This window comes from Streptomyces pluripotens (assembly GCF_000802245.2).
In the GTDB taxonomy this organism is placed as follows: Bacteria; Actinomycetota; Actinomycetes; order Streptomycetales; family Streptomycetaceae; genus Streptomyces; species Streptomyces pluripotens.
Window position 1 is genome coordinate 3,895,102 of record NZ_CP021080.1, and the last position, 24,267, is coordinate 3,919,368.

A 24,267-nucleotide genomic window follows, 5' to 3' on the forward strand; every position below is an offset into this window, starting at 1 on the left:
GGGCGTGCGAATAGCGGGGTGCGCGCTCGATGGGATGGGCGACGCACGGGTGCCCTTCCAGCAGGGCAGGCGTGAAATGCGGAAGTCGGGGACTTTCGCTCAGAAGGGGCGACAGAGCATGGCGGCAACGCGGCACAGGTCTACTGCCCGCCGCTTCGTGAGATCCGCCTGTCCCCGCGGCTGGAGGACGCTCGTCGAGTACCGCATGACGCCGATCGTAGGGACGTCCGGGGGGCCATGTCACCGGCGTGTCAAATGGCGAGACGATATGGTCCGGATCTTGGGAAATCGCGAGCGCCCCGACGGTCGGCGCGCGGCCTCCGGCGCTCGTGTGGGGCGCTGTATCTACGCTACGGACATGGTCGTCTCGCCAATCGGACGCTTCCCGTCGGTCGGGCGCCTCGCGCTACCCCGCCAGCCGGACGTCCGAGCCCTTCACGCTGATCCGCACCCCGTCCTTCGCGGCCTCCACCTTGTCCAGCGTGATTCCGCCGGGCAGTCGGTCGATGGCCTGCTGGAAGTCGGTGATCTCGCGGACGCGGTTCTCGGCGACCGCGGCGGCCCCCAGGCTGGGCAGGGAGTCAGCGTGCACCTGGACCTTGTCGTTCTCGACGGTCACCGTGCTCAGTACGGGCAGGGTCTGGTCGATCCCGAGGGACGGAACCTTGGCCTCCACAGCCACCTTGATCTTGCCGTTGCCGCCGTAGGAGAGGCCGACGACCTCGGCGGTGACACCGGGGGCGACCGCGGTCGGCTGGGACTTGGCCGTCTTGAGCAGCTCGGCGTACGAGATCATCGCGGTGCCGGAGGCGGTGTCCGCGATGGCTGAGCTGTAGTCGCCGGAGAACGTGACGCCCTTCATGTCGGCCTTGAGGTCGTCGATCCGGATGGTCTTGCCCGCGGTGCCGGTGGCCGCCTCGTAGTCCTTGATGCCTACCTCGACGTCGTCCAGGGAGCCGCCCGCGACCTGGGTGAGGAACGGGAACCCCTTGATGTGCACGTCCGGGGTCGAGGCCAGGTTCTCCGTCGCCTTCAACTTGTCCGCGGCTTCGCCTTCGGCGAAGTGCACGGCGACCCGGTCGACGATCGCGAAGAGTCCACCCAGGACCACGACGAGGATCAGGAGTATTCGTAGGGCGCGCATGTGGTGGTTCCCCCGGGTTGGTGAAGGTGGTCGGTGGTGCTTGGAGGCGCTGGGTGTGTTCGGCGGTCGTGGCGGTCGTGGCCGTGTTCGGCGCTGGACACAGCTACGTCACGGTAACCTCCCGGGGCTTGACCGCACGGGGATTGTGGATCGGTTGTGACAGGGTCCGCCGGTTCTACCCTGAGAACATGTACGCACGACGGCGGCACGTGTACTTCGCCATGATGGGGACCTGTATCGGTCTATTCATCCTGGCTTGGGGAGTTGTGCGCATCTGGTCCGTTCCGGCGGCCGTCGGCCTGTGCCTCGTGGCCATGGTCATCCCGCCGGTGGCGGCGGTGATCGCCAACCGGCGGGGGCCGGAGGATCGCTGGTGGGACGATCCGTCCGGGGACCCGAAGTCCGACGAATGGTGGGATGAGCTGGACGGCAAGAAGCGTCCCCGTTCCTAGGGCGTGCCGACCTTGGAGTGCCGGACCTGTGCATGTCTGCCCCGGGACATGGTGGGCATCGGTGAGGCGGCGAATCTGGCCTGCGCTGGTGCGGGAACGCCGCGGACGGTCGGGGGTGTTTCTCAGGCATCGCTTCGCGACGGCTCCCAGTCGTCCCGGAGGCCGTCCCCGGGACCGTCCGCGACTCTCCTGGAGTGCTCGGCTCAGGCTGGTTCCGTGCGCAGGAGGGCGGTGGCGTCCAGGATCCGGTCGAGGTCGTGGTCGGTCAGGCTGGCGTGCAGGCAGATCCGTAGGGGCAGGTGACCCTGGCGCGGCACGGGCAGTACGAAGGCGCTGGCGCGGACCGCGGCGGCGTCCAGGGCGGTGACGGAGCGGGCGAGACGGGGCAGCGTGGTGTGGACGAGGGAGGCGATGTGGGCGCCGGGCCCGACGCCCCATCCCTGCTGGTCCAGCCCCGTGCGCAGGGTGTGGGTGCGGTCGGCGAGGCGGGTCCTGGCCTGGTCCGCGTGTTCGATCAGGGTGAGGGTGGCGTCGATGCCCGCGATGTCGCGCGGCAACAGGGTGGAGGCGAAGCAGGCCGAGCGGGCCCGGTAGCGGATTTGCTCGGCTGCGGCGCGGCTGGTCGCCACGATGCCGGCGCGGGCGGTGAAGGCCTTGGCGAGCGAGGCGGTGCGGTGGGCCACCCGGTGGCCGAGAGTCAGCTGGGCGGCTAGCCCGCGGCCGGCGGGGCCCAGGGCGCCGAGTGAGTGGGACTCGTCCAGCACGACGGTGCCGCCGTGCAACTCTGCGGTCTCCACCATCTCGGCCAGCGGGGTCAGGTCTCCGCGGATGTTGTACACGGCGTTGAGGACCACGAGGCCAGGGCCGTGCCCGCGCAGCAGTTCCGCTAGGTGCCCGGGGTCGTTGTGGCGGACGTCGTGCATCTCGGCACGGGCTGCGAGGGCGCCGTCGGTGAGGGAGCTGTGGGCCGTCTCGTCCCGGTAGACCGTTGTGCCCTGGGAGAGCACCTGCATCAGGCCGAAGTTCGCGGTCCATCCGGACTGGGTGAGGACCACGGCCTCCACACCGAGCCAGGTGGCGATTCGTTCCTCCAGCCGGTGCTGTGGGTCGTCGGCGAAAAGGTGTGGGGCGGCCATCCGGTTGCCGTTTCCGAACCGCTCGTCGGCCTCCTGCTGGGCGGCGGCGATCGCCGGGTGCCCGCCGAGGTCGAGGTAGTCGTTGGAGACCACCTCGACGAGCTTGCCGCTGTCCGCGGGCCTTGTGCGGTGCCGGTACAGCACGTCGAGCATCTCGTCGTTCACATACCGCTGCTGATCTTTCGTCATGGCAGCATGTGTACTACGTCCCACAACGGCCTGTTCGCGGCATTCACCCGCAGGTGTACAGGAGAAGACCGTGCATGTGAGCGCGCTCTCCGGCGTTTCGTGTTCCATGATCGCCGGAAGGGATGAACTGGAGAAAGGCGCCGCATGGGGGCAGAACTCCCCGGGCGTGCCGGGGCCGTGTGCCCCTTGTGCTCTGGTCCACTCTGGGCACCGCCGCTTCCCCCACCTGTCAGTTCAGGCGGGTTGCCGCCTCCCCGTCCGCATGTGCCGCGTGGGCTCGGAAGCCCGACGGCGTCCGTCACTCCACGACGTGCTGCCGGACGGGGAGACGGTTCCGACGGGCTCGACCGGATCCATGGGACTCAATAGACGAGCGCCTGCGTCCCGTCCGCCATCGCTTCCTGTACGAACACCTGCGCGCCCGCGATCCGGACGCCCTCGATGACGTCCTTCTCCGTGATCTCCCGCCGGGCCGCGCACTGCGTGCACAGTGTGATGCGGCCGGCCGCGAGGACCGAGTCGATCAGGTCGGGCAGCGGGGCCGCGTGCGGCAACTCGAACTCGGCGGCCCGCCCCGGTAGCGCGAACCAGGAGGACTCCCCGGTCAGCCACAGGGAGACGTCCACTCCACTGGCCACGGCCACCGCCGCGACCGTGAACGCCTGCGAGCAGCGCTCGGGGGCATCGGCCCCGGCCGTCACCTTGATCACCAGCTTCTTCGGCATGGCCGAATCGTAATCTGGTTGCCCACAACTCCATGGATGTGCCATGAGTCTTCTGTGGAGTGCACGGAAGCGGAGTCCGTGCTTCCCGTCTTGTTGGGGGGACCTCTTGGAAGAACTCGAAGCAACATCGCAGGTGAGAGGGGTGGAGCCGCAGGGGCACCCGCCCGGCGCGAGCCCGGCCGCCGGGCCAGGCGCGTCCGACGTCGGCCCGACCGGCTCTCCGGTGGCCGGTGCGCGCCGCCGTGGCCGTACCGTCGCGCTGATCGCGGGTGCGGGCGCCCTCGGCGCCGCCGCGGGCCTGTGCGGTGGTTACGTTGTCCAGGCGGGGCGCGCCCCCACCCGGCTGCCACCCCTGTCCCAGCCGGTCGTCCGCCAGGCCAAGGGCGGCGTACCGCGGCTGACAGCCGCCCAGGACCGTCGGGTGAAGACGGACGGTGACCTGCGGAAACTACTGCTGAAACGGCCCAAGGGGGCCCGGGAGGCCGCTGTCGACGGTGGCTCCGACGGCTGGCTGGATCTGGCCGGCTACGCGGACGATTTCACCAAACCGGACGTGGCCTTCGCCGCCCTGATGAAGGAAGGATTCCGACGCGCTGCTGTGACCGGCTGGCGGACCAGTGACACATACGTCGAGATCCGGCTCGTGCAGTACCGCCAGGAGACGTACCTGAGCGCCGCCGGCGCGGTGGTGGAGCAGGCGTCCGCGGAGGACGCGAGGCCGGCCACCCGCAGCTGGCCCATACCGGGTACCGGCGACGGCACCGCGTACGTGCACAGCAGGCCCGAGTCCACCCTGGGCTACCCGCCCGTGTACCTGGCCGAGGCGGTGGCCTCGCGCGGTGACCTCCTCATGGAGGTCTGGGTCGCCGGGTCCAGGCCGATCACCAAGGAGGGGATCATGGATCTGGCGAAGCGGCAGGCGGCTCGGCTGTGAACCGGGGACACGAGAACGGCACCGGCATGCCCGCCGACGCGACCGGGCGGCACGTGGAGGCCGACGGGGCGCCCAGGGGTGCTGACGGCGCACAGCCCGAGGTGCGAGGGGACCTCGCCGACACAGCCGGGGGACCTGCCGAGACCCCGGGGCGTGCCCGCGGGCGAGGCGGGAGCCGGCGCCGGACCGCCGGGGTCGTCGGCACGGTCCTGCTGGCCGTGGCGGTCGTCGCCGGTGCCGGGTGCACCGCGGTGACCGTCCTGCACGCCGACCGGGACCCGGGAAAGCCCGTCTGGAAGTTCCCGAAGGTCGGTGGTTCGGACGGCACGGACGACGAGGTGCGGAGTGGCTCGACGGACGGTGTGTCGGCACTGCGCGCCATGCTGGTGCCGTACCAGAAGAGCGGGTACAGCCAGGGGCCCGACATAGCCGGGTTCGGCTCCGACGCCCAGCTCACCGGGCGCGAGGCCACCGCCCTGCGCAAGCAGTCGATCCGCGACCTGCCGCCGCAGGCCCGGCGGAAGCTGGACGACCTGATCGACCACCAGCACATCAAGGGCATGGTGATGCGCAGCTACGAGCATGAAGGCTCCATCAGCTCGCCCTTCGACAAGCCCTTCACCATCGGTTTCCAGCTGGTCGAAATGGAGAACCGCGGCGCAGCCGAGAAGCTCGCCACCGCCGGCGCGGGGCTGCTGAAGAGCTTCGGCGAAGGGCCGGAGATCCCAGGGCACGAGAATGCAGTCTGCGTCCTTGAGCCCACGAGGGACAGCGGCAAGCTGGATCGGATGCTCTGCTCCGCCCGCGTGGGCGACGTACTGTTCTCCGCCCGGGTCTGTGGTGTCCACCGGCTCGCCGCCCACACCGTCGCCCTGTTCGTGGGCGAGCAGCTCGACCGCATCAAGGACCCGGGGAAGGCCGTATGACAGAGCAGCACACATCCGCGCCCATGACCGGTGAAGCGCCCAGCACCGGCGTACCGCCCGTGCCCGGCGTACCGCCCGTGCCCGGCGTACCGCCCGTGCCCGGCGTACCGCCCGTGCCCGACCACCCGCCCGTCGTGGCACCGGTCCGGGGCAGGAAGGACCGCCGGGTCCCGCGCGGTGTCCTGCGGTGGACCGTTGCGGTCGTGGCTTTCGCGGTGGCCGGTGCGTCGACGGCGTACGGCGTCACCCAGATGAAGCGCACCGATGTCCCCGGGCTCGCCACCCGCTCCGACGGCCGCTGGGACTACCCGGCGATCGTCCGGCCGCCGCTGCCCGCCGGCAGCCCAGCCCCCTTCGCCGATGCCAACAAGGGCACCTCCCACTACGCCGACCTGCGCGGACTGGTGCTGCCGGCTCCGAAGGGAGCGAAGCCCGACAAGCGGCTGCGCGGTGACCACGGGTGGCTGACCACGAAGGTCTTCCTCTCCGAGTACGCGACGAAGGAGGATCGGGCCGCCCTCGCGGACACGCTCAGGGACCGGGGGCTGCGACACATCGCGGCCCGGGGCTGGACCATGCCGGACGGCACCCGGACCCGGATCTACCTGCTCCAGTTCGACACGGGCCTGGTCGCCGGCAGGGTCCAGGAGGAGCAGTTCACCGACTACACCACGCCCGTCCGCGACCTGCGCGGGGCGCCGTTGGCGCTGCTGGACGAGACGTTCCCCGAAGCCGCCAAGACCGCGCACGTGTCGCACCACGTCTACGTCGAGCCGCGGCCCTACGGCGCCGAGCAGGTCCGCCAGGCCTACCTCACCGCCGGCGACGTCCTCGCCCTCGTGGTGCAGTCCCGCAAGGGCGGAGCGAAGAAGATCCCGTTCCAGCAGACGGTCGTTCTGCAGGAGCAGCTCCTGGACTGACAGCGAGGGAGGGCGCGTGGTGGTTTTTCGGCCGGTCCGGCTCGGGCTGACCGACATCGGCGGCCGTCGGCCCCGAGGAGCCCACCTCGCCGGGAGGCCGGGGTTCCGGGCGCGTAAGCTGGGCCCCGGCTCTGTCGTATTCCCCCGAGCTCTCCGGGCAGGGGGACCCCCGACCCTCGCTCAAGGAGCACCCGTGGAGATCTTCTTCGAAACCCTGCTGGTCCTGGTCTGTGTTGGCGTGCTCGCCTTCGCCGGTCTGACCGTGAAGAAGCTGTACCAGGGCCAGCGCTGACCCCCACCTAGGAAAACTGCCGCTCATGATCGAGATCCCGTCCGACCTGCACAAGGACCTCGTCCCGCTCGCCTTCCTGCTCGGCAACTGGGCCGGCGCGGGCGTGCACGACTTCCCCGGCTCGCAGAAGTGCAACTTCGGGCAGGAGGTCAGCTTCACCCACGACGGCCGGGACTTCCTGGAGTACCACTCCCACACCTGGGTGCTGGACCAGGACGGCAACAAGGTCCGCCCCCTGGAGTCGGAGTCGGGCTTCTGGCGGATCGACGCCGACCGCAAGGTCGAGGTCACGATGACCCGCGACGACGGAGTCATCGAGATCTGGTACGGCGAGATGGCCGACAAGAAGCCGCAGATCGATCTCGTGACGGACGCCGTCGCGCGGACGCCCGCCGCGCAGCCGTACAGCGGTGGCAAGCGGCTGTACGGCTACGTCAAGAGCGACCTGATGTGGGTCGGCGAGAAGCAGACCCCCGAGGTCGAGCTCCGCCCCTACATGTCGGCGCACCTGAAGAAGGTCGTCACTCCGGAGGAGGTCGAGCGCTGGGCGAAGGCCCTCCCCGACGACATGCCTGATGACGGCATCGCCTTCTTCAAGTAGCGGTACCGCCTTCTTCGAGTAGGCCTCACCCAGCAGCCTGCACACCGGGTGGCTCTAGACTTTCCAGTGTGGTGAGCACCGACTGGAAGAGCGACCTCAGGCAGCGCGGCTACCGGCTGACGCCGCAGCGGCAGCTTGTCCTCGAAGCCGTGGACACCCTTGAGCACGCGACCCCCGACGACATCCTCGTGGAAGTGAGGAAGACGGCGTCGGGGGTCAACATTTCCACCGTCTACCGAACGCTGGAACTGCTGGAGGAGCTGGGGCTGGTCAGCCACGCCCACCTGGGACACGGCGCCCCCACCTATCACCTCGCCGACCGCCACCACCATCTTCACCTGGTGTGCCGGGACTGCGAGAACGTGATCGAGGCGGATGTGGACGTGGCCGCGGAGTTCACGGCGAAGTTGCGGCGGCAGTTCGGCTTCGACACGGACATGAAGCACTTCGCGCTCTTCGGCCGGTGCGCGGATTGTTCGCTGAAGAGTTCAACTACCACGTCGTAGGCTTGCGGTATGAAGAGCCCTCTGCTGTCCCTGCCCGGCGCGGTTCCAGGCGAAGGCGCGGACGAAGGTGTCGCCGCCCACTACGGCGACCTGTTCCGCGAGCAGCGCGCCCTCGCCGACGGCACCGGATTCGTCGACCTCTCCCACCGCGGAGTCGTCACCGTCAGCGGCGAGGACCGCCTGAGCTGGTTGCACCTGCTGCTCACCCAGCACGTCAGCGAACTGCCCGCGGGCGAGGCCACCGAGGCGCTGATCCTCTCCGCGCACGGACACATCGAGCACGCCCTGTACCTGGTGGACGACGGTGCGACGGTGTGGGCGCACGTGGAGCCCGGCACCCAGGACGCGCTGGTCGCGTACCTGGAGTCGATGAAGTTCTTCTACCGGGTGGAGGTCGCCGACCGCACCGCCGACTTCGCGGTCGTCCACCTGCCGGCCGGCTCGATCGCCGAGGTGCCCGAGGGTGTCGTCGTGCGCGAGACAGCGTACGGCCGTGACCTCTTCCTGCCGCGTGCCGACCTGGAGGAGTTCGCCGCCGCGCACGGACCCGCCGCCGGGCTGCTCGCCCACGAGGCACTGCGCGTCGAGCACCACCGACCCCGCCTCGGCTTTGAGACCGATCACCGTACGATCCCGCACGAGTTGGGTTGGATCGGCACGGCGGTGCATCTGCAGAAGGGCTGCTACCGAGGTCAGGAGACCGTCGCCCGGGTGCAGAACCTGGGCAAGCCGCCCCGGCGCCTGGTTTTCCTGCACCTGGACGGCAGCGAGGTTCACCTGCCGCTGCCCGGCACGGAGATCCGCCTCGCGGACGACGGCCCCGACGGCCGCAAGATCGGCTTCGTGACCACGTCCGCACGCCACCACGAGCTCGGCCCGGTGGCCCTCGCGCTGGTGAAGCGGAACGTACCGGTCGACGCCCGACTGATCGCCGGGGACACGGCCGCGGCCCAGGAAGTCGTCGTTGCGCCGTAGCCGGCTCGGCTAGTGCCGGGACGGGGCGAACGGTGCCTGTTGCGGCACTAGATCTCCAGCAGCACGGTGAACGGCCCGTCGTTGGTCAGGGACACCCGCATCCGTGCTCCGAACCGGCCGGTCGCCACCGTCGCCCCCAGAGCCCGCAGTCGGGCCACTACCTCGTCCACCAGCGGCTCGGCCACATCGCCGGGGGCGGCGGCGTTCCACGTCGGGCGGCGGCCCTTGCGTGCGTCCCCGTACAGCGTGAACTGGCTGATCACGAGGAGCGGGGCGTCGATGTCACTGCACGACTTCTCGTCCTGCAGCATCCGGATCGACCACAGTTTGCGGGCCAGCTGGGCCGCCTTCTCCTTGGTGTCCTCGTGGGTCGCCCCGACGAGGACGCACAGTCCCTCGCCCTCGATCGCGCCCACCGTCTCGCCGTCCACGACGACGCTCGCGCCGTCCACTCTCTGCACTACCGCACGCATGCGAACCATCATGCCGGGTGCCCCGCACCTGGCTGCAGGGGGCCCAATATGGATCTCTTACCGCCCATCTGGGGCCGTTCGGGGGCACTCGGTCACATACTGGTCGGTTGGGGTGGCACGATGCTTTTACACGCCGGTCGAGGGGACGGTCAGAAGCAGATGAGCACACCGAGTACCAGGCGACCGGGGACGCAGACGCCGTATCGGCCGCCCGCGCAGCGTGGCGACGGCACGGCCGGTCCGGTGCTGCCCGCGGAGCCTTTCGAGCCCGACCTGGCCCGGATGAGTCTGCCCGAACTACGTGCCCTGCGCCGCGACGCCCAGCGCGACGAGGCGGACCTCAGCTACGTGCGGCGGCTGCTGCAGGGGCGGATCGACATCCTGCGGGCGGAGCTGTGCCGGCGCGGTCGGGCGTCCCTGCCCGCGCCCGCGGACGGGTCCGTCGTCGACCGGCTCCCGGAGATCCTCAAGGACGCACCGGCCCAGCACCGTTCCTCCGCCCGCCATGTCACCCTCGGCACCCCGCACAATGAGGCGTACCGGAGGCTGGCCGCCGAGATGCTCGCCGAGGTCGAGCTGTCAGACCTGCAGGCGCGCACCGACCTGGAGCTGGCCACCGCCATGGGACGTCTGGTCTCCTACGAGCAGGAGGTCTCCCGGTGCCGCCAACGGCTGCAGCACACGACCGACGACTGCAGTGGGGAGATCGCGCGCCGCTACCGGATGGGCGAGGCGCAAGTGGACGACCTGTTGATGTGACGGGCGTCGGGAAAAAATCCTGCGACGCGCTGGCGGGCGCTTGCATACGGTGACCCCATGACCGAAGTGCGCGCTGTTGGTGAGGCCGAATACGAGGGCTGGCTGAGGGCCGTGGCCACCGGGTTCCTGCGCCCGCCCGTGCTGGAGGAGGGCCAGGTCGAGGCCTTCCGGCGGCAGACCGCGGCATCCCGCCTGCTCGGTGCGTTCGACGGCGGGCGGTGTGTCGCGACCTTCCGCTCCTTTCCCCAGGAAGTCACCGCGGTGGGCGGCTCAGCCGTCCCGGCGAACGCCATTTCCGCCGTCACGGTGGCCCCTACCCACCGCCGCCGTGGCCTGCTGAGCCGGATGATGGGCCAGGACCTCGCGGCGGCCGGGGAACGCGGTGACGTCGTGGCCACGCTGATCGCCGCCGAGCACCCGATCTACGGCCGCTACGGTTTCGGACCGGCCACCCGGAGCGCGGAGTGGACCGTCGAAGTATCCCGGGCCGGCCTCGACAGGCGTTGGTCCGGTCCGGGGGACGGCGGCCGGATCGACCTGGTGGACGGCGAGGACGTGCGCAAGCTGGGCCCCGAGCTGTACGAGCGGGTCCGCCGATCCCAGCCCGGTGCGGTCAGCCGTACTCCGCTGTGGTGGGAGGCGGCAACCGGCGCCGTGCGTTTCGGCACCGACTGGACCGAACCGTTCTACGCCGTCTACCGCTCCGCTTCCGGGGAGGTCGACGGCATGGTGTCGTACCGGACGGAGGACACCTGGCGCGGCAACCAGCCGGACTGCACCGCCACGGTGAACTGGCTGACCGCTTCGACCCCGGCAGCCCAAGGAGCCCTGTGGCACTACGTCTGCTCCATCGACTGGATCACGAGGGTCGAGAGCGGCCGGCGCGGGCCGGACGACTTGCTGCCCGACTTGCTGCCCGACCCGCGTGCTGCCCGGCTCACCACGTACACGGACTGGTTGTGGGTGCGGATCCTGGACGTTGTACGGGCGCTGGAGGCACGGGCGTATGAGGGGGAGGGCGCGCTGGTGCTGGAGGTCGTGGACGGTGGGGGCGTGTTGCCCGGGGGCCGGTTCCGGCTGGAGGCCGGCCCCCAGGGGGCGTCCTGTACGCCCACGCGTGCCGGGAGCGTCGATCTGACCCTGGACGTGGGCGAGTTGGCGCGGCTGTGGCTCGGCGGCGAGTCAGCGCTGAGGCTCGCGGCGCTCGGCCGGGTCCAGGAAGAACGAGAGGGCGCCGCCAGGAAGGCCGACGCCCTGTTCCGCTCGGCCGGGCGCCCATGGTGCCCGGACCTCTTCTGACGGCTCCCTTCCCCCTGTGACGCGCCGGCCGTGGCTCGTGTCCGTCGGCCCGTGACCGCTGGTCTTGTGTCCGTCGAACCGCGAACCGTGCCTGATCATCCGTAGCGAGCTGTTCAGTTGTGGCTGTGCGATGTCGGTGTTCAGTTGTGGCTGTGCGGTTTGTTCAGTTGTGGCTGTGCGCTTCGCTGGCCGTCCCCTGTCCTGACTCCCGGCTCCCCTCCGGAACGGAAGCCCGGTCTCGGCCAACCACTTGGGAAGCCTGACCATGTCATGCGAGTTGGCTGCCAACTCCACTGTAGTTATCTCCGTCGGGAACCGTCTCATAACCAGCTGTCGACGAACTGCCGCAAGATGGCGAGAAGTTGTACGGTTCGTCTGTGGACCCGGAGCACGTCTTGGCCAGTGGACGGACGAGGTCACGTCGGTCACGCTCGTCCCACTGCGAGATCGCCGACGAACTGCGCAGCCGGATCAGGTCCGGTGAGCTGCGGCCGGGTCAGCGCATGCCCACCCAGGCCAAGCTGGCCGACGAGTTCGGCGTCGACCGGGGGGCCGTACGGCAGGCGTTGCGCATCCTGCGGTCCGAACACCTGCTCACCGGTGCCTCGAAGGGCAGCCCGGCCACAGTGGCGGCGCAGCCCGGGTGCACGAGTTCCGCGGCCGGTCCGGCTGCGTCGCCGCAGCCCACCGTGGTGGGGCTCACGCCGCGTGTCGCGGCGGCCTTCGCGGTCCCGCACGTGGCGATCGACGCGTTGTGCCTGACGTCCGTCTCGCTCACGCTGGCCGTCGGCGAGCCGCTCCGGCTGATCCACGCGGGGCGGTTGAAACCAGCCAAGATCGATGTCCGGGTCCTGCTGCCCAGTGATGACATCGAGCTTGCGTTCCCGACGCCGGTGGCGACCGATGACGGCGGCCTGTTGCGCCGGCGCTGGCTCGCCCAGCGCAACGCCCAGGGGATGGTGCTGCGGCAGAACCTGCTGGCCCTGCGCACCACGCACGGCATCGGCGTGCAAGTCTCCTTCCGCGCAGTGCCGTTCACCCCGCCGGTCAAGCTGTACCTGCTCAACGGGACCGAGGCGTTGCTCGCGTACTACACGCTGGCGCGTCAGGAGCGGGAGATCGAGCACGAACACCTGGAGCTGTACGACGCCGACGGAGTCCGGTCGATGCTGTTCGCCTTCGAGCGGAGGGCCGGGCGGCGGGACTCGGCGTTCGTGGAGCAGTCGCGGCTGTGGTTCGACGCGCTGTGGGAGACGATCAGCTCGGACCTGGTGCTGGCGTCGTAACGAATCGCACACACGATCCATGTTCCTCGTCAGGTCTGCAGAAGTTGGCAGCCAACTCGGCCCATGTGCTGCTACTTGGTCTCACCAATAAACAACTTTCCTGCAACTCCCCTCAGATGGATCATAGTTGTAGCGTTTGGTTGTGACCCAGGAGAACGTGGCAGCGAGCGGCGGCAGAAGGATCACGCCCCAGGAGATCGCGGATGCCCTGCGCGAGCGCATCCGCACCGGCGTCCTGAGGCCCGGTGACCGGCTGCCCACCCAGGCCGAACTGGCGGAGGAGTTCGGCGTGGAGCGTGGTGCCGTGCGCCAGGCGCTGCGGACGCTCCGGGAGGAAAGGCTGCTGAGCAACGTCAGCAAGGGCAGCCCGCCGCGGGTGGCCGAGCCGCCACGCCCGGCCCGGGAGGATCCCCAGCCGACCATGGTGGCCCTGGCCCCCCGCCTGAGCGAGGCCTTTTCGGCACCCCAGGTGCGCATCGACGCGGTCTGTCTGACCGCGCAGAGCCTGATCCCCGCCCTCGGTGAGCCGCTGCGCCTGATCCACGAGGGGCGTATCCGCCCCGAGCGGATCGACGTCCGGGTCCTGCTCCCCTCCCGGGACATCGACCTCGCCTTCCCGGTCTCGGCCGACGCCGGGAGCGACGCCGCCGCCGTGCACCAGCGGTGGTTGGGGATGCGCAACGCCCAGGGCCAGGTGCTCCAGTACAACCTCCAGGCGCTGCGCGGCACCCACGGCATCGACGTTCACGTCTCCTTCCGGGCACTGCCGTTCACCCCGCCGGCGAAGCTGTACCTGCTCAATGGGACGGAGGCGCTGTACGCGTATTACATGATCACGCGCCGGGCGGAGCCCACCGACGGCGGGATGCTGGAGATGTATGACGCCCTCGGCTCCGAATCCCTGCTCTTCTCCTTCGAGGAGCGGGCCGGGCAGCGTGACGCGGCCTTCGTGGCGCAATCACAGAAGTGGTTCGACGCCCTCTGGGAAACCATCTCCTCGGACCTGACACTCTCCTGGTGACTTCTGATGCAACGTCTGCAGCGACGTCTGACGCAAGCGAGATCGAGAAGCTACGTGAACTGATCGCATCGGTCCGGTTCGTTCTTTGGGACTTCGACGGACCGATCTGCCGGCTGTTCGCCCGACACCGCGCGGAGCGGGTGGCCGCGGACCTGGTGGGGTGGTTGGAGCGGCAGGGCCCGCGCGAGCTGCTCACCGACGCCGAACGGGTCTCACCGGATCCACAGGTCGTCCTGCGGGCCGTGGGCCGCCGGAGCCCGGACAGCGGCCTCGTCGCCGGGCTGGAGGAACAGCTCACCCAGCAGGAGCTGCGAGCCGCCGCCTCGGCGCTGCCGACCGCTTACGCCGACCCACTCATCCGTACCTGGACCGCCGTCGGCGCCCGCCTCGCCGTCACCACCGACAACTCGCCCCAGGCGGCCGGTGCGTACCTCGAAGCGCGGGGCCTCACCCGGTGCTTCGCCACCCACCTGTACGGCCGTACACGGCAGTTGGACCACCTCAAGCCACATCCGCAATGCCTCATCCGCGCCCTTGACGCGATGGGCGCGACGGCATCCACCGCCCTGATGATCGGCGATTCCGGCTCGGACGTGGCTGCCGCCCGCGAGGCCGGTGTCCCGTTCCTGGGTTACGCGTGTGCCGAGAGCAGGGAGGAACGCCTGCGCGCGGCGGGCGCCGAGCATGTGGTGCGGTCGCTGGAGCCGTTGCTCAGAGTGCTCCGGAGCGGACGTCCGGTGGGCTAGCATGCCGACACGTCCGAGCCACCGCTCGGAACATGCGCGAGGAACGGCAACGAGCCGGTCCTCGGCCGCCGGCCCGGCACGGACGACCGGCGGACGCCCGTTGGGCCACTCGCCCCGGCCTGGTAGTGCCCGTCGGCACCTGGAACGGCATCGTCCCCTACGCGTTCCCCGATGCCGTCCGCTACCCGCCTCGGTCCCTACCCGCCTCGGTCCCGAGTCTCCTTCCTCCCGACCCGTCCTTCATTTCACGCGATCTACCCGGAGCGGCCAGTGGGCGCACCGCCTGTTCCCCGACCCACGGCCGGGGGACACGTCGGCAGAGTTCGGACGGACACCGTCGTCCGGGAGTTCGTGGCCCGTGCGGTCGCGGCGGGGCGGACCCGCGGGGGCCTGCGTCACCGCGACCGCGTTCTGCCGCTGACCGAACCACTGGCCGGACTCCTGGACCGGGAGCCCGGCACCCTGGTGACCGTACGGGTGTCGGGCATGGACATGGACACGGCGCCGGTGGCCGTCCGGACCTGGCACAGCGAGCCGGAGGTCCTGCGGGCACTGCGCGGCGTCCTGCCGGTGCCGGAGTGCCTGGTGGCGGGGGAGGGGTACGCCGTCCACAGTCATGTGGACGGCGACGTGCTCGGTGACGTCTGCGGTTCCGGCAAACCCGTCGACGCGCTCCTCCTGAGGGACCTGGCCCAGCTGTTGGCGTCGATCGTCCAGGTGCGCGGCGGTGTCCTGCCACCTCTGCCGTCCTGCTGGCCCGACAACCACACGGACTCCCAGGGTTTCCTGCGCATCCTCGCCCGGCTCGCGGACGACCAGATCCGCGGGCCCGGCGGGCACCGGTACGGCGGCCTGTTCGTCGCCCTCGGCGTGCCCGAGGGCGCGTTGCTCCGGTTCGCCGAACGGGTACCGGCGATGACCCGGCGCCCGTACGGGCTGCTCCACGGTGACCTGCACCGCGGCAACCTGGTCCGGCCGTCCGCCGGTGACCTGCCGCTGCACTGCCTGGACTGGGGACTCGCCGGCTACGGCGACCCGCTGCACGATCTCGCCGTCCACCTGGTGCGGATGCGGTATCCGGACCACCAGTGGTGCGAGGTCGTTGACGCCTGGGCCGACGCCGTGCACCGGGTGCGGCCGGCCGCCGTGGCGGGTCTGGCCAAGGACCTGCGGCACTACCTCGCGTTCGAGTACGCCCGGGCCCTCTACGCCGATGTGATTCGGGCCGTGCGGTCCCTGGAGGACTCCTTCGACCGGCGGAGCCTGGACGAGGCGACGGCCGTGGTGCGCGCCGCCCTGTGTGCCGCCGCCGAGCCGCTGCGGCTGGGGCGGGTGCCCGGGCGGGACGAGATCCGGCGCATCCTGTTCCGGCGGGGAGCGTCCGCCGGTGCTGGCGCCAGGGCTGTCCGGGCCCTGGACTGGACACCGGACCAGAGGGTGCCCGAGCACCCCGGCTTTCCGCACCGCGCGGTCGCCGACGCGCTGTTCCTGGAAGGCGCCGCCCCGCCCGGCCGGGTCTTCAAGGGTGCTGCGCACCTCAACACGGTGCTTCAGGTGCCCGGGACGCCGTTCCCCGTCGTGGTCCGCCGTGAGGCGACCGTCGTGCTGCGGCGCGAACGCAGCTTCCTCAGTGAGCACGCCGTGCTGCGGGCGATCGAACGGTCCGGCGTGCCGGTGGCCGCGCCCCGGGTCCTGGCACTGGGCGAGAGCCACGCCGCGGACCCCGGGCTGCGGTACTGGGGGGACCGTTTTGCCGTCCACACCTACGAGGGCGCCCGCGACCTCGGCCGCCGCCCCGACCACCCGGTGCACGGACTGCGTCCGCACGAGGCGGACCGCTTGGTCGACCAACTGGCGGCGCTGACCGAGGTCGACCACGCCCCGGTCGACCCGGTGGGAGGGCGACCCCCCTTCTACGATTGGCTCAGCGAACAGCTCGTGCTGCTGGTCGCCGGTCTGCCGGAGGAGTCGCAGCGGCTGGCCCGCTTCCTCGGCCTGCCCGACGCCCCCCGGCTGCGCGAGATCCTCGCCCGGCACCACGTCGCCGACCGGGACCCCGCCCTGCTGCACGGCGACCTCAACCCGTGGAACCTGGTGCGCCGGGACGACCACCGAGCCCTCACCCTCATCGACTGGGAGATGGCCCTGGTGGGGGACCCGCTGTACGAACTGGTCCGGCACATGCACCTCACCCCGACCCGGTCGGAGATCCGGGACCGCATGTTCCGGCGCTGGGATGCCCGCCTGCCCGCCCGGTTCACCCGGAACTGGCGGGAGGACTGGCGGGTGTACCGGTGGATCGAGATCGTCCGTTCGGCCTACGTCGACCTCGACCGGCTGGTCACCGGCGCGAGCCTGGACGCCCCCAACGTGCGCCGCGCGCTGGACTCGTACGCCATGACCCTCGCCGCTGCCACCGCCTCGCTGGGCCTGTCCTCCCGGCGGCGCAGCGGTGTGCGTGGCAGCCCGCGGCTGACCCGCGCCCTGGTCCGGCCGACCGGGCCGGGCGGTGCTGCGTAGGCTCGCCCCATGGGTGAGATGGGCCTGCGTGAGCGCAAGAAGCGGCAGATGTACCAGGACGTGTCGGACCTCGCCGTGGGGCTGTTCCTGGAGCGGGGCTTCGACGCGGTGTCCGTGGCCGAGGTCGCCGCCGCGGCCGGGATCTCCAAGCCGACCCTCTTCCGGTACTTCCCAGCCAAGGAAGACCTGGTCCTGCACCGGATCGCGGATCACGAGGGGGAGGCCGCTCGGGTGGTCGCCGGGGCGGCCGACCCGGTGGATGCGCTGCGCCGGAACTTCCTTTCCGGCCTGGAGCGGCGCGATCCGGTCACCGGACTGAACGACGACCCCGCGGTGCTCGCCTTCCACGCCCTGCTGTACGGGACGCCGGCCCTGGTGGCCAGGCTGCACGGTCATCTGGAGCGGTCGGAGGTGGCGCTCGCCGGAGCCCTGGGCGGGGGGTTGGACGCCCGGCTGGCGGCCGGGCAGATCGTCGCCGTCCAGCGGGTCCTGGCGCAGGAGAACTGGCTGCGGATCGCAGCCGGGGAGCGTGCTGCGCAGGTGGCACCGGATGCGGTGCGGGCGGCCGAGCGGGCGTTTTGGAGTCTGGCCACGGGGCTGCCGGGTCTGACGGCCGACCCTGCCTCATAAAACCCGGTTAAAAATATAACTGAGTAACATTATTTGGGTAGGGTGACGCCATGACGCCACTCCACCCCGCGCAAGAGCACGCCGAGTACGCCGAGAACGTGCAGGAGACCGAGTGCGCGCAGCCGTCCGAGTGCGCGCAGACCCCCGGGGAAGCGAGAGGCAGGGGGGAAGCGGGGGACGTGACGGACACGGCGGACGCCCTCCGCGTCGAGCGGGCCTACCACGACACCTGTCGTGCCGCTCTCGCTGCCATGGTCGAGGGCGCCGACGCACAGGTCGTCACCGGTGAAGACGTCTCCGCTTCCGGTGCCGACGCCGAGGTGCTCGGCCGCCGGCTGCGCAGCCAGGCCAAGGCACTGGGCGCACTTCCCCCCGGTCCCCTGTACTTCGGCCGCCTCGACTTCGCCGACCATGCCCCCGGACACGGCGGGCAGCGCTACCACCTGGGCCGTGTGCGGATCACCGAGGACCCGGCCGCCCCGCCCCTCGTGATCGACTGGCGCGCTCCCGTCTCCCGCGCCTTCTACCAGGCGAGCGCCGGCGATCCCCAGGGCGTCGAGGTGCGCCGCCGGTTCGGCTGGGCGCCGGGCAGCCGGGGGGAGTCCGCCGACCTCACCGGGCTGGAGGACGAACACCTGGGCCGGGGCGAAGCCCGGGCCAGCGACATCGTGGCGCGTGAGATCGAGCGGCCCCGGGTCGGACCCATGCGGGACATCGTCGCCACCATCCAGCCCGAGCAGGACGACCTGGTTCGGGCGGACCTCGCCGAATCCGTCTGCGTGCAGGGCGCTCCGGGCACCGGCAAGACCGCCGTCGGCCTGCACCGGGCCGCGTACCTGCTCTACACCCATCCCAAGCGGCTGCAACGCTCCGGCCTGCTCGTCCTCGGCCCCAGCCGTACCTTCCTCGGCTACATCGCCGAGGTGCTGCCCGCCCTCGGGGAGACCGCCGGCCACCTGGCGACCGGTGGCGGTCACCGTCAATCCACCCTCCAGGAGGAGATCGCCCGCCATCCGGTCACCGGGACCGATCCTGCTGCCACGGCCACCGTCAAACATGATCCGCGTATGGCCGAGGTGCTGCGCCGGGCACTGTACGCGCGGGTGACCACCGAGGGCGTGGCCGACCTCGCCGTACCGGACGGCTCCTACCGGTGGCGAGTGGCCGCCGGTGAACTGGCTGGAATCGTCGAGGAGGTGCGCGCCGAACAGCCGCCGTACGCCCTGGGTCGCGACCGGGTGCTCACCCGGGTGGTGCGCCGGCTGCGCGACCAGGCCGAACGGCGTGCCGGTGCCCGCCCCGCCTCCTGGGCGCGCCGCATCGAGCGGGCCCGGCCGCTCACCGCCCACCTCGACTCCGTCTGGCCGAAGGCCCGCCCCGAGGAGCTTCTCGCCGAACTCCTGAGCGATCGGGCGGTGTTGGCCCGCGCAGCCGACGGATTGTTGGGCCTCGACGAACAGTCCGCGCTGTTGTGGCCGTACCCGCCGCGCTCGTACCGGTCTGCCCGCTGGTCAGCGGCCGACCTGGTCCTCCTGGACGAGATCGCCGGGCTGGTCGAGCGCCCCGAGGGCTACGGTCACATCATCGTGGACGAAGCACAGGACCTCTCGCCCATGGAGTGCCGGGCGATCGCTCGCCGGGCCGCCTTCGGTTCGCTGACCGTCCTCGGTGACCTCGCTCAGGGCACCACCCCTTGGGCGGCCCGCGACTGGTCCGTCCAACTGCGCCACCTCGGCAAGCCGGACGCGGCCGTCGTGCCGTTGACCACCGGGTTCCGGGTCCCCGTGGCCGTCGTCGAACTGGCCAACCGCCTGCTCGCCCGCCTGGACGTGGCCGTACCCGCGGCGGAGTCGATGCGTACGGACGGGGAACTGACCCTCCGCCCGACCGACGACGTCCTCGGTACGACCGTGGCCGCCGTACGGGGCGCCCTCACCCGGGACGGGTCGATCGGGGTGGTGGTGGCCGACGCGGACGCGGCCGGCGTGCGTGCGGCGCTCACCGGAGCCGGTGTCGACCACGCGGGCCCCGACGTGCTCGGCGCCCGCGTGACCGTGGTACCCGCGAGCCTGGTCAAGGGACTGGAGTACGACCACGTGGTGGCCGTGGAGCCGGCCGCGGTCCTGACGGCGGAGGAGCGCGGCGCCCACCGGCTCTACGTGGTGCTGACCCGTGCCGTGTCCCGACTGGACGTGGTGCACGCCCTTCCACTGCCGTTCTGACCGCTGCTGTTCCGGTCCACTGCTGTTCCGGTCCACTGCCGTTCTGGTCCGCTGCCGTTCCGGTCCGTTGCTTTGTGAGAAGGCCCGCCGGGACCGGATCACCACGGCCCTCGCCGAGAGCGGGCTCATGACCGATCCTGGGATTGATGCTGCTCTTCCTCGACGTCGACGGTCCGCTGATCCCGTTCGGGGCGGCGGACGGCGCCTACCCGGTCTACGACCGCGGCTCCACTCTGCTGCCGGACACGGTCGGACACCCGCTGCTGTCCCGTGTCGACCCGGCGCTCGGCCCGCGGCTGGCCGCGCTGGGCTGCGAGCTGGTGTGGGCCACGACCTGGATGGACGATGCCAACGCCTGCCTCGCCCCCTGGCTGGGCCTGCCCGCGCTGCCGGTCGTGGAGTGGCCTGATGAGGACGCGCCTCCCGACCTGCTGCACTGGAAGACCCGCCCGTTGGTCGCCTGGGCTGCCGGCCGGCCCTTCATCTGGATCGATGACGAAGTAACCGAGGCCGACCGTTCCTGGGTCGCCGTCCACCACTCGTCCGCGGCCCTGCTCCACCGCGTCGACCACCACTACGGGCTGACGCGAGCCGACTTCAGCGCGCTGGAAAAGTGGCTGGAGGCGGCCGGGCGCCAGGCCTGAGCGGCCACCGGCCGGTGCTCCGTGCCCCGGCCCGTGGGCGAACCAGCTTGGTCGGCGTGCGAGTACTGCCGTCCGGACCGCGGTCCTGAGGGGGCGCGATCCGGAGGGGCGCTGCCCTCGGGGAAGGAGGCACGGGTGCCGGCCGCGCGGGGCTCAGGCGCCGACGTAGTCCGCCAGGTGTTCGCCCGTGAGCGTGGAGCGGGCCGTGACCAGGTCGGCGGGTGTGCCCTCGAAGACGATGCGGCCGCCGTCGTGGCCGGCACCGGGGCCGAGGTCGATGATCCAGTCGGCGTGCGCCATAACTGCCTGGTGGTGCTCGATGACGATCACCGACTTGCCGGCGTCCACCAGCCGGTCGAGCAGACCCAGCAGTTGTTCCACGTCGGCGAGGTGGAGACCGGTGGTCGGCTCGTCGAGGACGTAGATGTGCCGGTCCTTGCTCTTCTCCGCCATGTGGGTGGCCAGCTTGAGCCGCTGCCGCTCGCCGCCGGACAGCGTGGTGAGCGGCTGGCCGAGGGTGAGGTAGCCGAGGCCCACGTCGGCCATGTGTCGGAGGGTCCGGTGGGCGGCGGGGGTACGGGCCTCTCCCGCGGCGAAGAACTCCTCGGCTTCGGCCACCGGCATCGCCAGTACTTCGCTGATGTCCCGGCCACCGAGGCGGTACTCCAGCACCGACGCGTCGAACCGCTTGCCCTCGCACTCCTCGCATGTGGTGGCGACGCCAGCCATCATCGCCAGGTCGGTGTAGATGACGCCGACGCCGTTGCAGGTGGGGCAGGCGCCCTCGGAGTTGGCGCTGAACAGTGCCGGCTTCACGCCGTTGGCCTTGGCGAACGCCTTGCGGACCGGCTCCAGCAGTCCGGTGTAGGTCGCCGGGTTGCTCCGGCGCGAGCCGCGGATCGGCGTCTGGTCGATCGACACCACGTCCGAGCCGGCCGGGATCGACCCGTGGACGAGGGAGCTCTTGCCGGAACCGGCGACGCCGGTGATGACGGTCAGCACACCGAGCGGAATGTCGACGTCGACGCCCTGCAGGTTGTGCGTCGTGGCGCCGCGGACCTCCAGTGCGCCGACCGGCTTCCGCACCCTCTCCTTGAGAGCGGCCCTGTCATCGAGGTGACGGCCGGTGCGGGTGCCGCTGGTCCGCAGCCTCTCGACGGTGCCCTCGAAGACCACCTCGCCGCCGGCCGCACCGGCGCCGGGGCCGAGGTCCACGACGTGGTCGGCGAGCGCGATGACCTCCGGCTTGTGCTCCACGACGAGCACCGTGTTGCCCTTGTCGCGCAGCCGCAGCAGCAGATCGTTCATCCGCTGGATGTCGTGCGGGTGCAGGCCGATGCTGGGCTCGTCGAAGACATAGGTGACGTCGGTGAGCGAGGAGCCGAGGTGACGGATCATCTTGACGCGCTGCGCCTCGCCGCCCGACAGCGTGCCCGCGGGTCGGTCGAGGGAGAGATAGCCGAGACCGATCTCCACGAAGGAGTCGAGGGTCTCGCCCAGCGCGGTGAGTAGCGGAGCCACCGTGGGGTACCCCCTGCTCGAAGAGCTTGGGGAGGGCTGGTTGAGAGCACGGACCCATTCGGCCAGGTCGCTGATCTGCAGGGCGCAGGCGTCGGCGATGCTCATCCCCTCGATCTTCGAGGACCGGGCGCCCTCGTTGAGCCGGGTGCCGTCGCATTCGGGGCAGGTGGTGAAGGTGACCGCGCGGTCCACGAACTCCCGGATGTGCGGCTGCATCGCCTCCCGGTCCTTGGCCAGCATCGACCTCTGGATCCGAGGGATCAGACCCTCGTAGGTCATGTTGATGCCCGCGATCTTCATCCGTACCGGCTGGCGGTGCAGGAAGTCGTGCAGCTGCTTCCTGGTGTACGTGCGGATCGGTTTGTCCGGGTCGAAGAAGCCGGACTCGCTGTAGAGCCGGTAGTTCCAGCCGCCCGCCTTGTAACCGGGAACGGTGAGTGCGCCCTCGGCGAGCGACTTGTCCTCGTCGTAGAGCTGGGTGAGGTCGATGTCGGTGACCGAGCCGCGGCCCTCGCACCGCGGGCACATGCCACCGGTGATGCTGAAGTCGCGCCGTTCCTTCACGGTCTTCCCACCGCGTTCGAGTGTGACCGCGCCCGCCCCGCTGATCGAGGCGACGTTGAAGGAGAACGCCTTGGGCGAGCCGATGTGCGGCTTGCCGAGCCGGCTGAAGAGGATCCGCAGCATCGCGTGGGCGTCGGTGGCGGTGCCCACGGTGGAGCGTGGGTCGGACCCGATGCGCTGCTGATCGACGATGATCGCGGTGGTCAGTCCGTCGAGGACGTCGACGTCGGGCCGTGCGAGCGTGGGCATGAACCCCTGCACGAAGGCGCTGTACGTCTCGTTGATCAGCCGCTGTGACTCCGCGGCGATGGTGTCGAACACCAGCGAGCTCTTGCCCGAACCGGAGATTCCGGTGAACACCGTCAGCCTGCGCTTGGGAATCTCGACGCTGACGTTCTTGAGGTTGTTCTCCCGTGCGCCGTGCACCCGGATCAGATCGTGGCCGTCGGCAACGTGCGGCACGGTGGACCCCGCGCCCGCCCCGGTGGTCGTGGTCATCGTCGTCGTCTCTCCGTCCCTGCGGGCAGCCGACGCCCCGTCTCCTTCTTCGGAAGGCCGCCGAGGCCACGCTAGCCGCGATCCGTCGGCCGCCGCTTCTCGAATCCTGACCGATCCCGGCGTCCCCGGCCGGTGACCGATCCCGGCGTCCCCGGGGCGTGGTCTGCTCCTCCTACTGCCGCAAGCCGGCGGTTTCGGCGACGTCGGCGATCGCGCAGCTGACGTTGTCCGGACCTCCGGAGCCGTTGGCGAGGGCGACGAGTTCGCGGACCGCCTGCTCGGGCTCCCCGGTCTCGGCGAGCACCCGGCGGATCTCTCCTGCCGGTACGACGGCGGACAGACCGTCGGAGCAGAGCAGGTACCGGTCTCCCCGTCGGGGGTCGTGCAGGCGCATGTCGACGGTGGTGTCGGCTCCTCGGCCCAGGGCGCGTACCAACAGTGATCGCTGTGGGTGGGATGCGGCTTCCTCCGGGCTGAGGCGTCCTTCGTCGACCATCGACTGCACCATGGTGTGGTCGTGGGTGATCTGGAACAGCTCGCCGTCGCGCAGCAGATAGCCGCGGGAGTCACCGATGTGCACGAGGGCCAATCGCGATCCGGTCCAGAGCATCGCGGTGAGTGTCGTGCCGGTGCTTTCGGGGGAGGGACCGGTACCGGCGACGCTGTGCACGGCCCGCCTGGCCTGGTCGATCGCGTCGGTGAGGACGTTGAGCAGATCATCCGCCGGGATGCCGTCCGCTTCGAGGCGCTGGAGCGCCCCGACGGCGGCAGCGCTCGCAGAGGCACCGCTCCCGCCGCAGCCGTCGGCGACGGCGAGCAGATGGGAACCGGCGTAAGCGGTGTCTTGGTTGCTTTCACGGACGAGGCCCTTGTCGGATAGAGCGGCGTAGCGGATGCCGAGGGGCACGGCGGTCGGGGACATGGTGGGTTCCTCCCAGGACAGGTGGTCGATGAGGAAGGCGGCCAGGTCCCGTCGGGCGGCGGTGTCGGCTTCCACTCGGGCCCAGAACGCGCGGATCTCCTGAGCCGCGGCGGTCGCCCCCAGCGTGCAGACGTGCTGGATGCGGGCGAGGGGCATGCCCAGGCGTCGGAGCCACGCAACCAGCCGGGCCTGCTCCAACTGCTCCGACGCGTAGAGGCGGTAACCGGTCACCGGGTCGACGCGAGCGGGGGGCAGCAGGCCGAGTTCGTCGTAGAGACGCAGCGCCTTGGGCGACAGCCGGGACGCCTTTGCGAACGACCCGATGGTCAACAACCCCATACTCGTTCCTCCTCGTGCCGGGC

General features: G+C 70.7%; 23 protein-coding genes. 16 read left to right on the forward strand and 7 right to left on the reverse strand.

The window, feature by feature from the left end; genetic code table 11:
- Positions 1–99: 99 nt before the first annotated feature.
- Both LK06_RS35295 and LK06_RS17625 read right to left on the reverse strand, forming a co-directional pair.
- Positions 100–207 carry an Ms5788A family Cys-rich leader peptide gene (locus LK06_RS35295; protein ID WP_348273507.1) on the reverse strand — a complete coding sequence of 36 codons (108 nt, stop codon included), beginning with the start codon at positions 205–207 and terminating at the stop codon, positions 100–102.
- Between the two features lie 199 nt (positions 208–406).
- Complete coding sequence (locus tag LK06_RS17625) at positions 407–1,144, reverse strand: LmeA family phospholipid-binding protein (protein ID WP_043405053.1); 738 nt, start codon at positions 1,142–1,144, stop codon at positions 407–409.
- 188 nt (positions 1,145–1,332) lie between these two features.
- On the opposite strand from LK06_RS17625, the gene LK06_RS17630 reads away from it, so the two are divergent.
- Positions 1,333–1,596 carry a DUF3099 domain-containing protein gene (locus tag LK06_RS17630; RefSeq protein ID WP_039654813.1) on the forward strand — a complete coding sequence of 88 codons (264 nt, stop codon included), beginning with the start codon at positions 1,333–1,335 and terminating at the stop codon, positions 1,594–1,596.
- A 203-nt stretch (positions 1,597–1,799) separates the two neighbouring features.
- Here the strand turns inward: LK06_RS17630 and LK06_RS17635 are convergent, their stop codons facing one another.
- Together LK06_RS17635 and LK06_RS17640 are read right to left on the reverse strand one after the other, a co-directional pair.
- On the reverse strand, positions 1,800–2,921 hold the full coding sequence (locus LK06_RS17635) for an aminotransferase class I/II-fold pyridoxal phosphate-dependent enzyme (RefSeq protein ID WP_159025309.1): 1,122 nt from the start codon (positions 2,919–2,921) through the stop codon (positions 1,800–1,802).
- 362 nt (positions 2,922–3,283) lie between these two features.
- Positions 3,284–3,646: a DsrE family protein gene (locus LK06_RS17640; RefSeq protein WP_039654706.1), complete on the reverse strand. Its 363-nt coding sequence runs from the start codon at positions 3,644–3,646 to the stop codon at positions 3,284–3,286.
- A 142-nt stretch (positions 3,647–3,788) separates the two neighbouring features.
- Here LK06_RS17640 and LK06_RS17645 point away from each other — a divergent pair, with 142 nt between their 5' ends.
- The 6 genes from LK06_RS17645 (at position 3,789) to ygfZ (ending at position 8,800) form a co-directional block, all read left to right on the forward strand.
- A complete protein-coding gene (locus tag LK06_RS17645; protein ID WP_078858920.1) occupies positions 3,789–4,580 on the forward strand; it encodes a hypothetical protein in 792 nt (263 codons plus the stop codon).
- Positions 4,581–4,606: 26 nt separating this feature from the next.
- The gene (locus LK06_RS17650) at positions 4,607–5,506 is read left to right on the forward strand and encodes a hypothetical protein (RefSeq protein ID WP_217350000.1); all 900 of its coding nucleotides are present in this window, start codon (positions 4,607–4,609) and stop codon (positions 5,504–5,506) included.
- Positions 5,503–6,426 (forward strand): hypothetical protein, encoded by a 924-nt coding sequence (locus LK06_RS17655; protein WP_039654707.1) that lies wholly within the window; start codon positions 5,503–5,505, stop codon positions 6,424–6,426. Before LK06_RS17650 ends, LK06_RS17655 begins: the two co-directional genes overlap by 4 nt.
- 317 nt (positions 6,427–6,743) lie before the next feature.
- On the forward strand, positions 6,744–7,319 hold the full coding sequence (locus LK06_RS17665; protein WP_039654708.1) for a heme-binding beta-barrel domain-containing protein: 576 nt from the start codon (positions 6,744–6,746) through the stop codon (positions 7,317–7,319).
- A gap of 68 nt (positions 7,320–7,387) precedes the next feature.
- A complete protein-coding gene (locus tag LK06_RS17670) occupies positions 7,388–7,825 on the forward strand; it encodes a Fur family transcriptional regulator (RefSeq protein ID WP_039654709.1) in 438 nt (145 codons plus the stop codon).
- Positions 7,826–7,834: 9 nt separating this feature from the next.
- On the forward strand, positions 7,835–8,800 hold the full coding sequence (gene ygfZ, locus LK06_RS17675) for a CAF17-like 4Fe-4S cluster assembly/insertion protein YgfZ (RefSeq protein ID WP_039654710.1): 966 nt from the start codon (positions 7,835–7,837) through the stop codon (positions 8,798–8,800).
- Between the two features lie 47 nt (positions 8,801–8,847).
- On the opposite strand, the gene dtd is transcribed toward ygfZ, so the two are convergent.
- Complete coding sequence (gene dtd / locus LK06_RS17680; protein WP_043433940.1) at positions 8,848–9,273, reverse strand: D-aminoacyl-tRNA deacylase; 426 nt, start codon at positions 9,271–9,273, stop codon at positions 8,848–8,850.
- A gap of 159 nt (positions 9,274–9,432) precedes the next feature.
- Here dtd and LK06_RS17685 point away from each other — a divergent pair, with 159 nt between their 5' ends.
- The 9 genes from LK06_RS17685 (at position 9,433) to LK06_RS17725 (ending at position 20,400) form a co-directional block, all read left to right on the forward strand.
- Positions 9,433–10,032, forward strand: coding sequence for an RsiG family protein (locus tag LK06_RS17685; RefSeq protein WP_039654712.1), 600 nt, complete (start codon positions 9,433–9,435; stop codon positions 10,030–10,032).
- 57 nt (positions 10,033–10,089) lie between these two features.
- Positions 10,090–11,331, forward strand: coding sequence for a GNAT family N-acetyltransferase (locus tag LK06_RS17690; protein WP_039654713.1), 1,242 nt, complete (start codon positions 10,090–10,092; stop codon positions 11,329–11,331).
- Positions 11,332–11,708: 377 nt separating this feature from the next.
- Positions 11,709–12,617, forward strand: a complete 909-nt coding sequence (locus LK06_RS17695) for a winged helix-turn-helix domain-containing protein (protein ID WP_043405044.1) — start codon at positions 11,709–11,711, stop codon at positions 12,615–12,617.
- A gap of 136 nt (positions 12,618–12,753) precedes the next feature.
- A complete protein-coding gene (locus tag LK06_RS17700; protein ID WP_052270088.1) occupies positions 12,754–13,638 on the forward strand; it encodes a winged helix-turn-helix domain-containing protein in 885 nt (294 codons plus the stop codon).
- Complete coding sequence (locus tag LK06_RS17705) at positions 13,635–14,384, forward strand: HAD family hydrolase (protein ID WP_234367437.1); 750 nt, start codon at positions 13,635–13,637, stop codon at positions 14,382–14,384. The genes LK06_RS17700 and LK06_RS17705 overlap by 4 nt, the downstream gene beginning before the upstream one ends.
- A gap of 270 nt (positions 14,385–14,654) precedes the next feature.
- The gene (locus LK06_RS17710) at positions 14,655–16,904 is read left to right on the forward strand and encodes an aminoglycoside phosphotransferase family protein (RefSeq protein ID WP_039654714.1); all 2,250 of its coding nucleotides are present in this window, start codon (positions 14,655–14,657) and stop codon (positions 16,902–16,904) included.
- 9 nt (positions 16,905–16,913) lie between these two features.
- Positions 16,914–17,534 carry a TetR family transcriptional regulator gene (locus tag LK06_RS17715; protein ID WP_039654715.1) on the forward strand — a complete coding sequence of 207 codons (621 nt, stop codon included), beginning with the start codon at positions 16,914–16,916 and terminating at the stop codon, positions 17,532–17,534.
- Positions 17,535–17,584: 50 nt separating this feature from the next.
- Positions 17,585–19,756, forward strand: a complete 2,172-nt coding sequence (locus tag LK06_RS17720; protein ID WP_234367439.1) for a HelD family protein — start codon at positions 17,585–17,587, stop codon at positions 19,754–19,756.
- 146 nt (positions 19,757–19,902) lie between these two features.
- Positions 19,903–20,400: an HAD domain-containing protein gene (locus tag LK06_RS17725; protein WP_039654716.1), complete on the forward strand. Its 498-nt coding sequence runs from the start codon at positions 19,903–19,905 to the stop codon at positions 20,398–20,400.
- Positions 20,401–20,553: 153 nt separating this feature from the next.
- Here the strand turns inward: LK06_RS17725 and LK06_RS17730 are convergent, their stop codons facing one another.
- Both LK06_RS17730 and LK06_RS17735 read right to left on the reverse strand, forming a co-directional pair.
- Positions 20,554–22,983: an ATP-binding cassette domain-containing protein gene (locus LK06_RS17730; RefSeq protein WP_039654717.1), complete on the reverse strand. Its 2,430-nt coding sequence runs from the start codon at positions 22,981–22,983 to the stop codon at positions 20,554–20,556.
- A 172-nt stretch (positions 22,984–23,155) separates the two neighbouring features.
- A complete protein-coding gene (locus LK06_RS17735) occupies positions 23,156–24,244 on the reverse strand; it encodes a MerR family transcriptional regulator (RefSeq protein ID WP_039654718.1) in 1,089 nt (362 codons plus the stop codon).
- Positions 24,245–24,267: the final 23 nt, after the last annotated feature.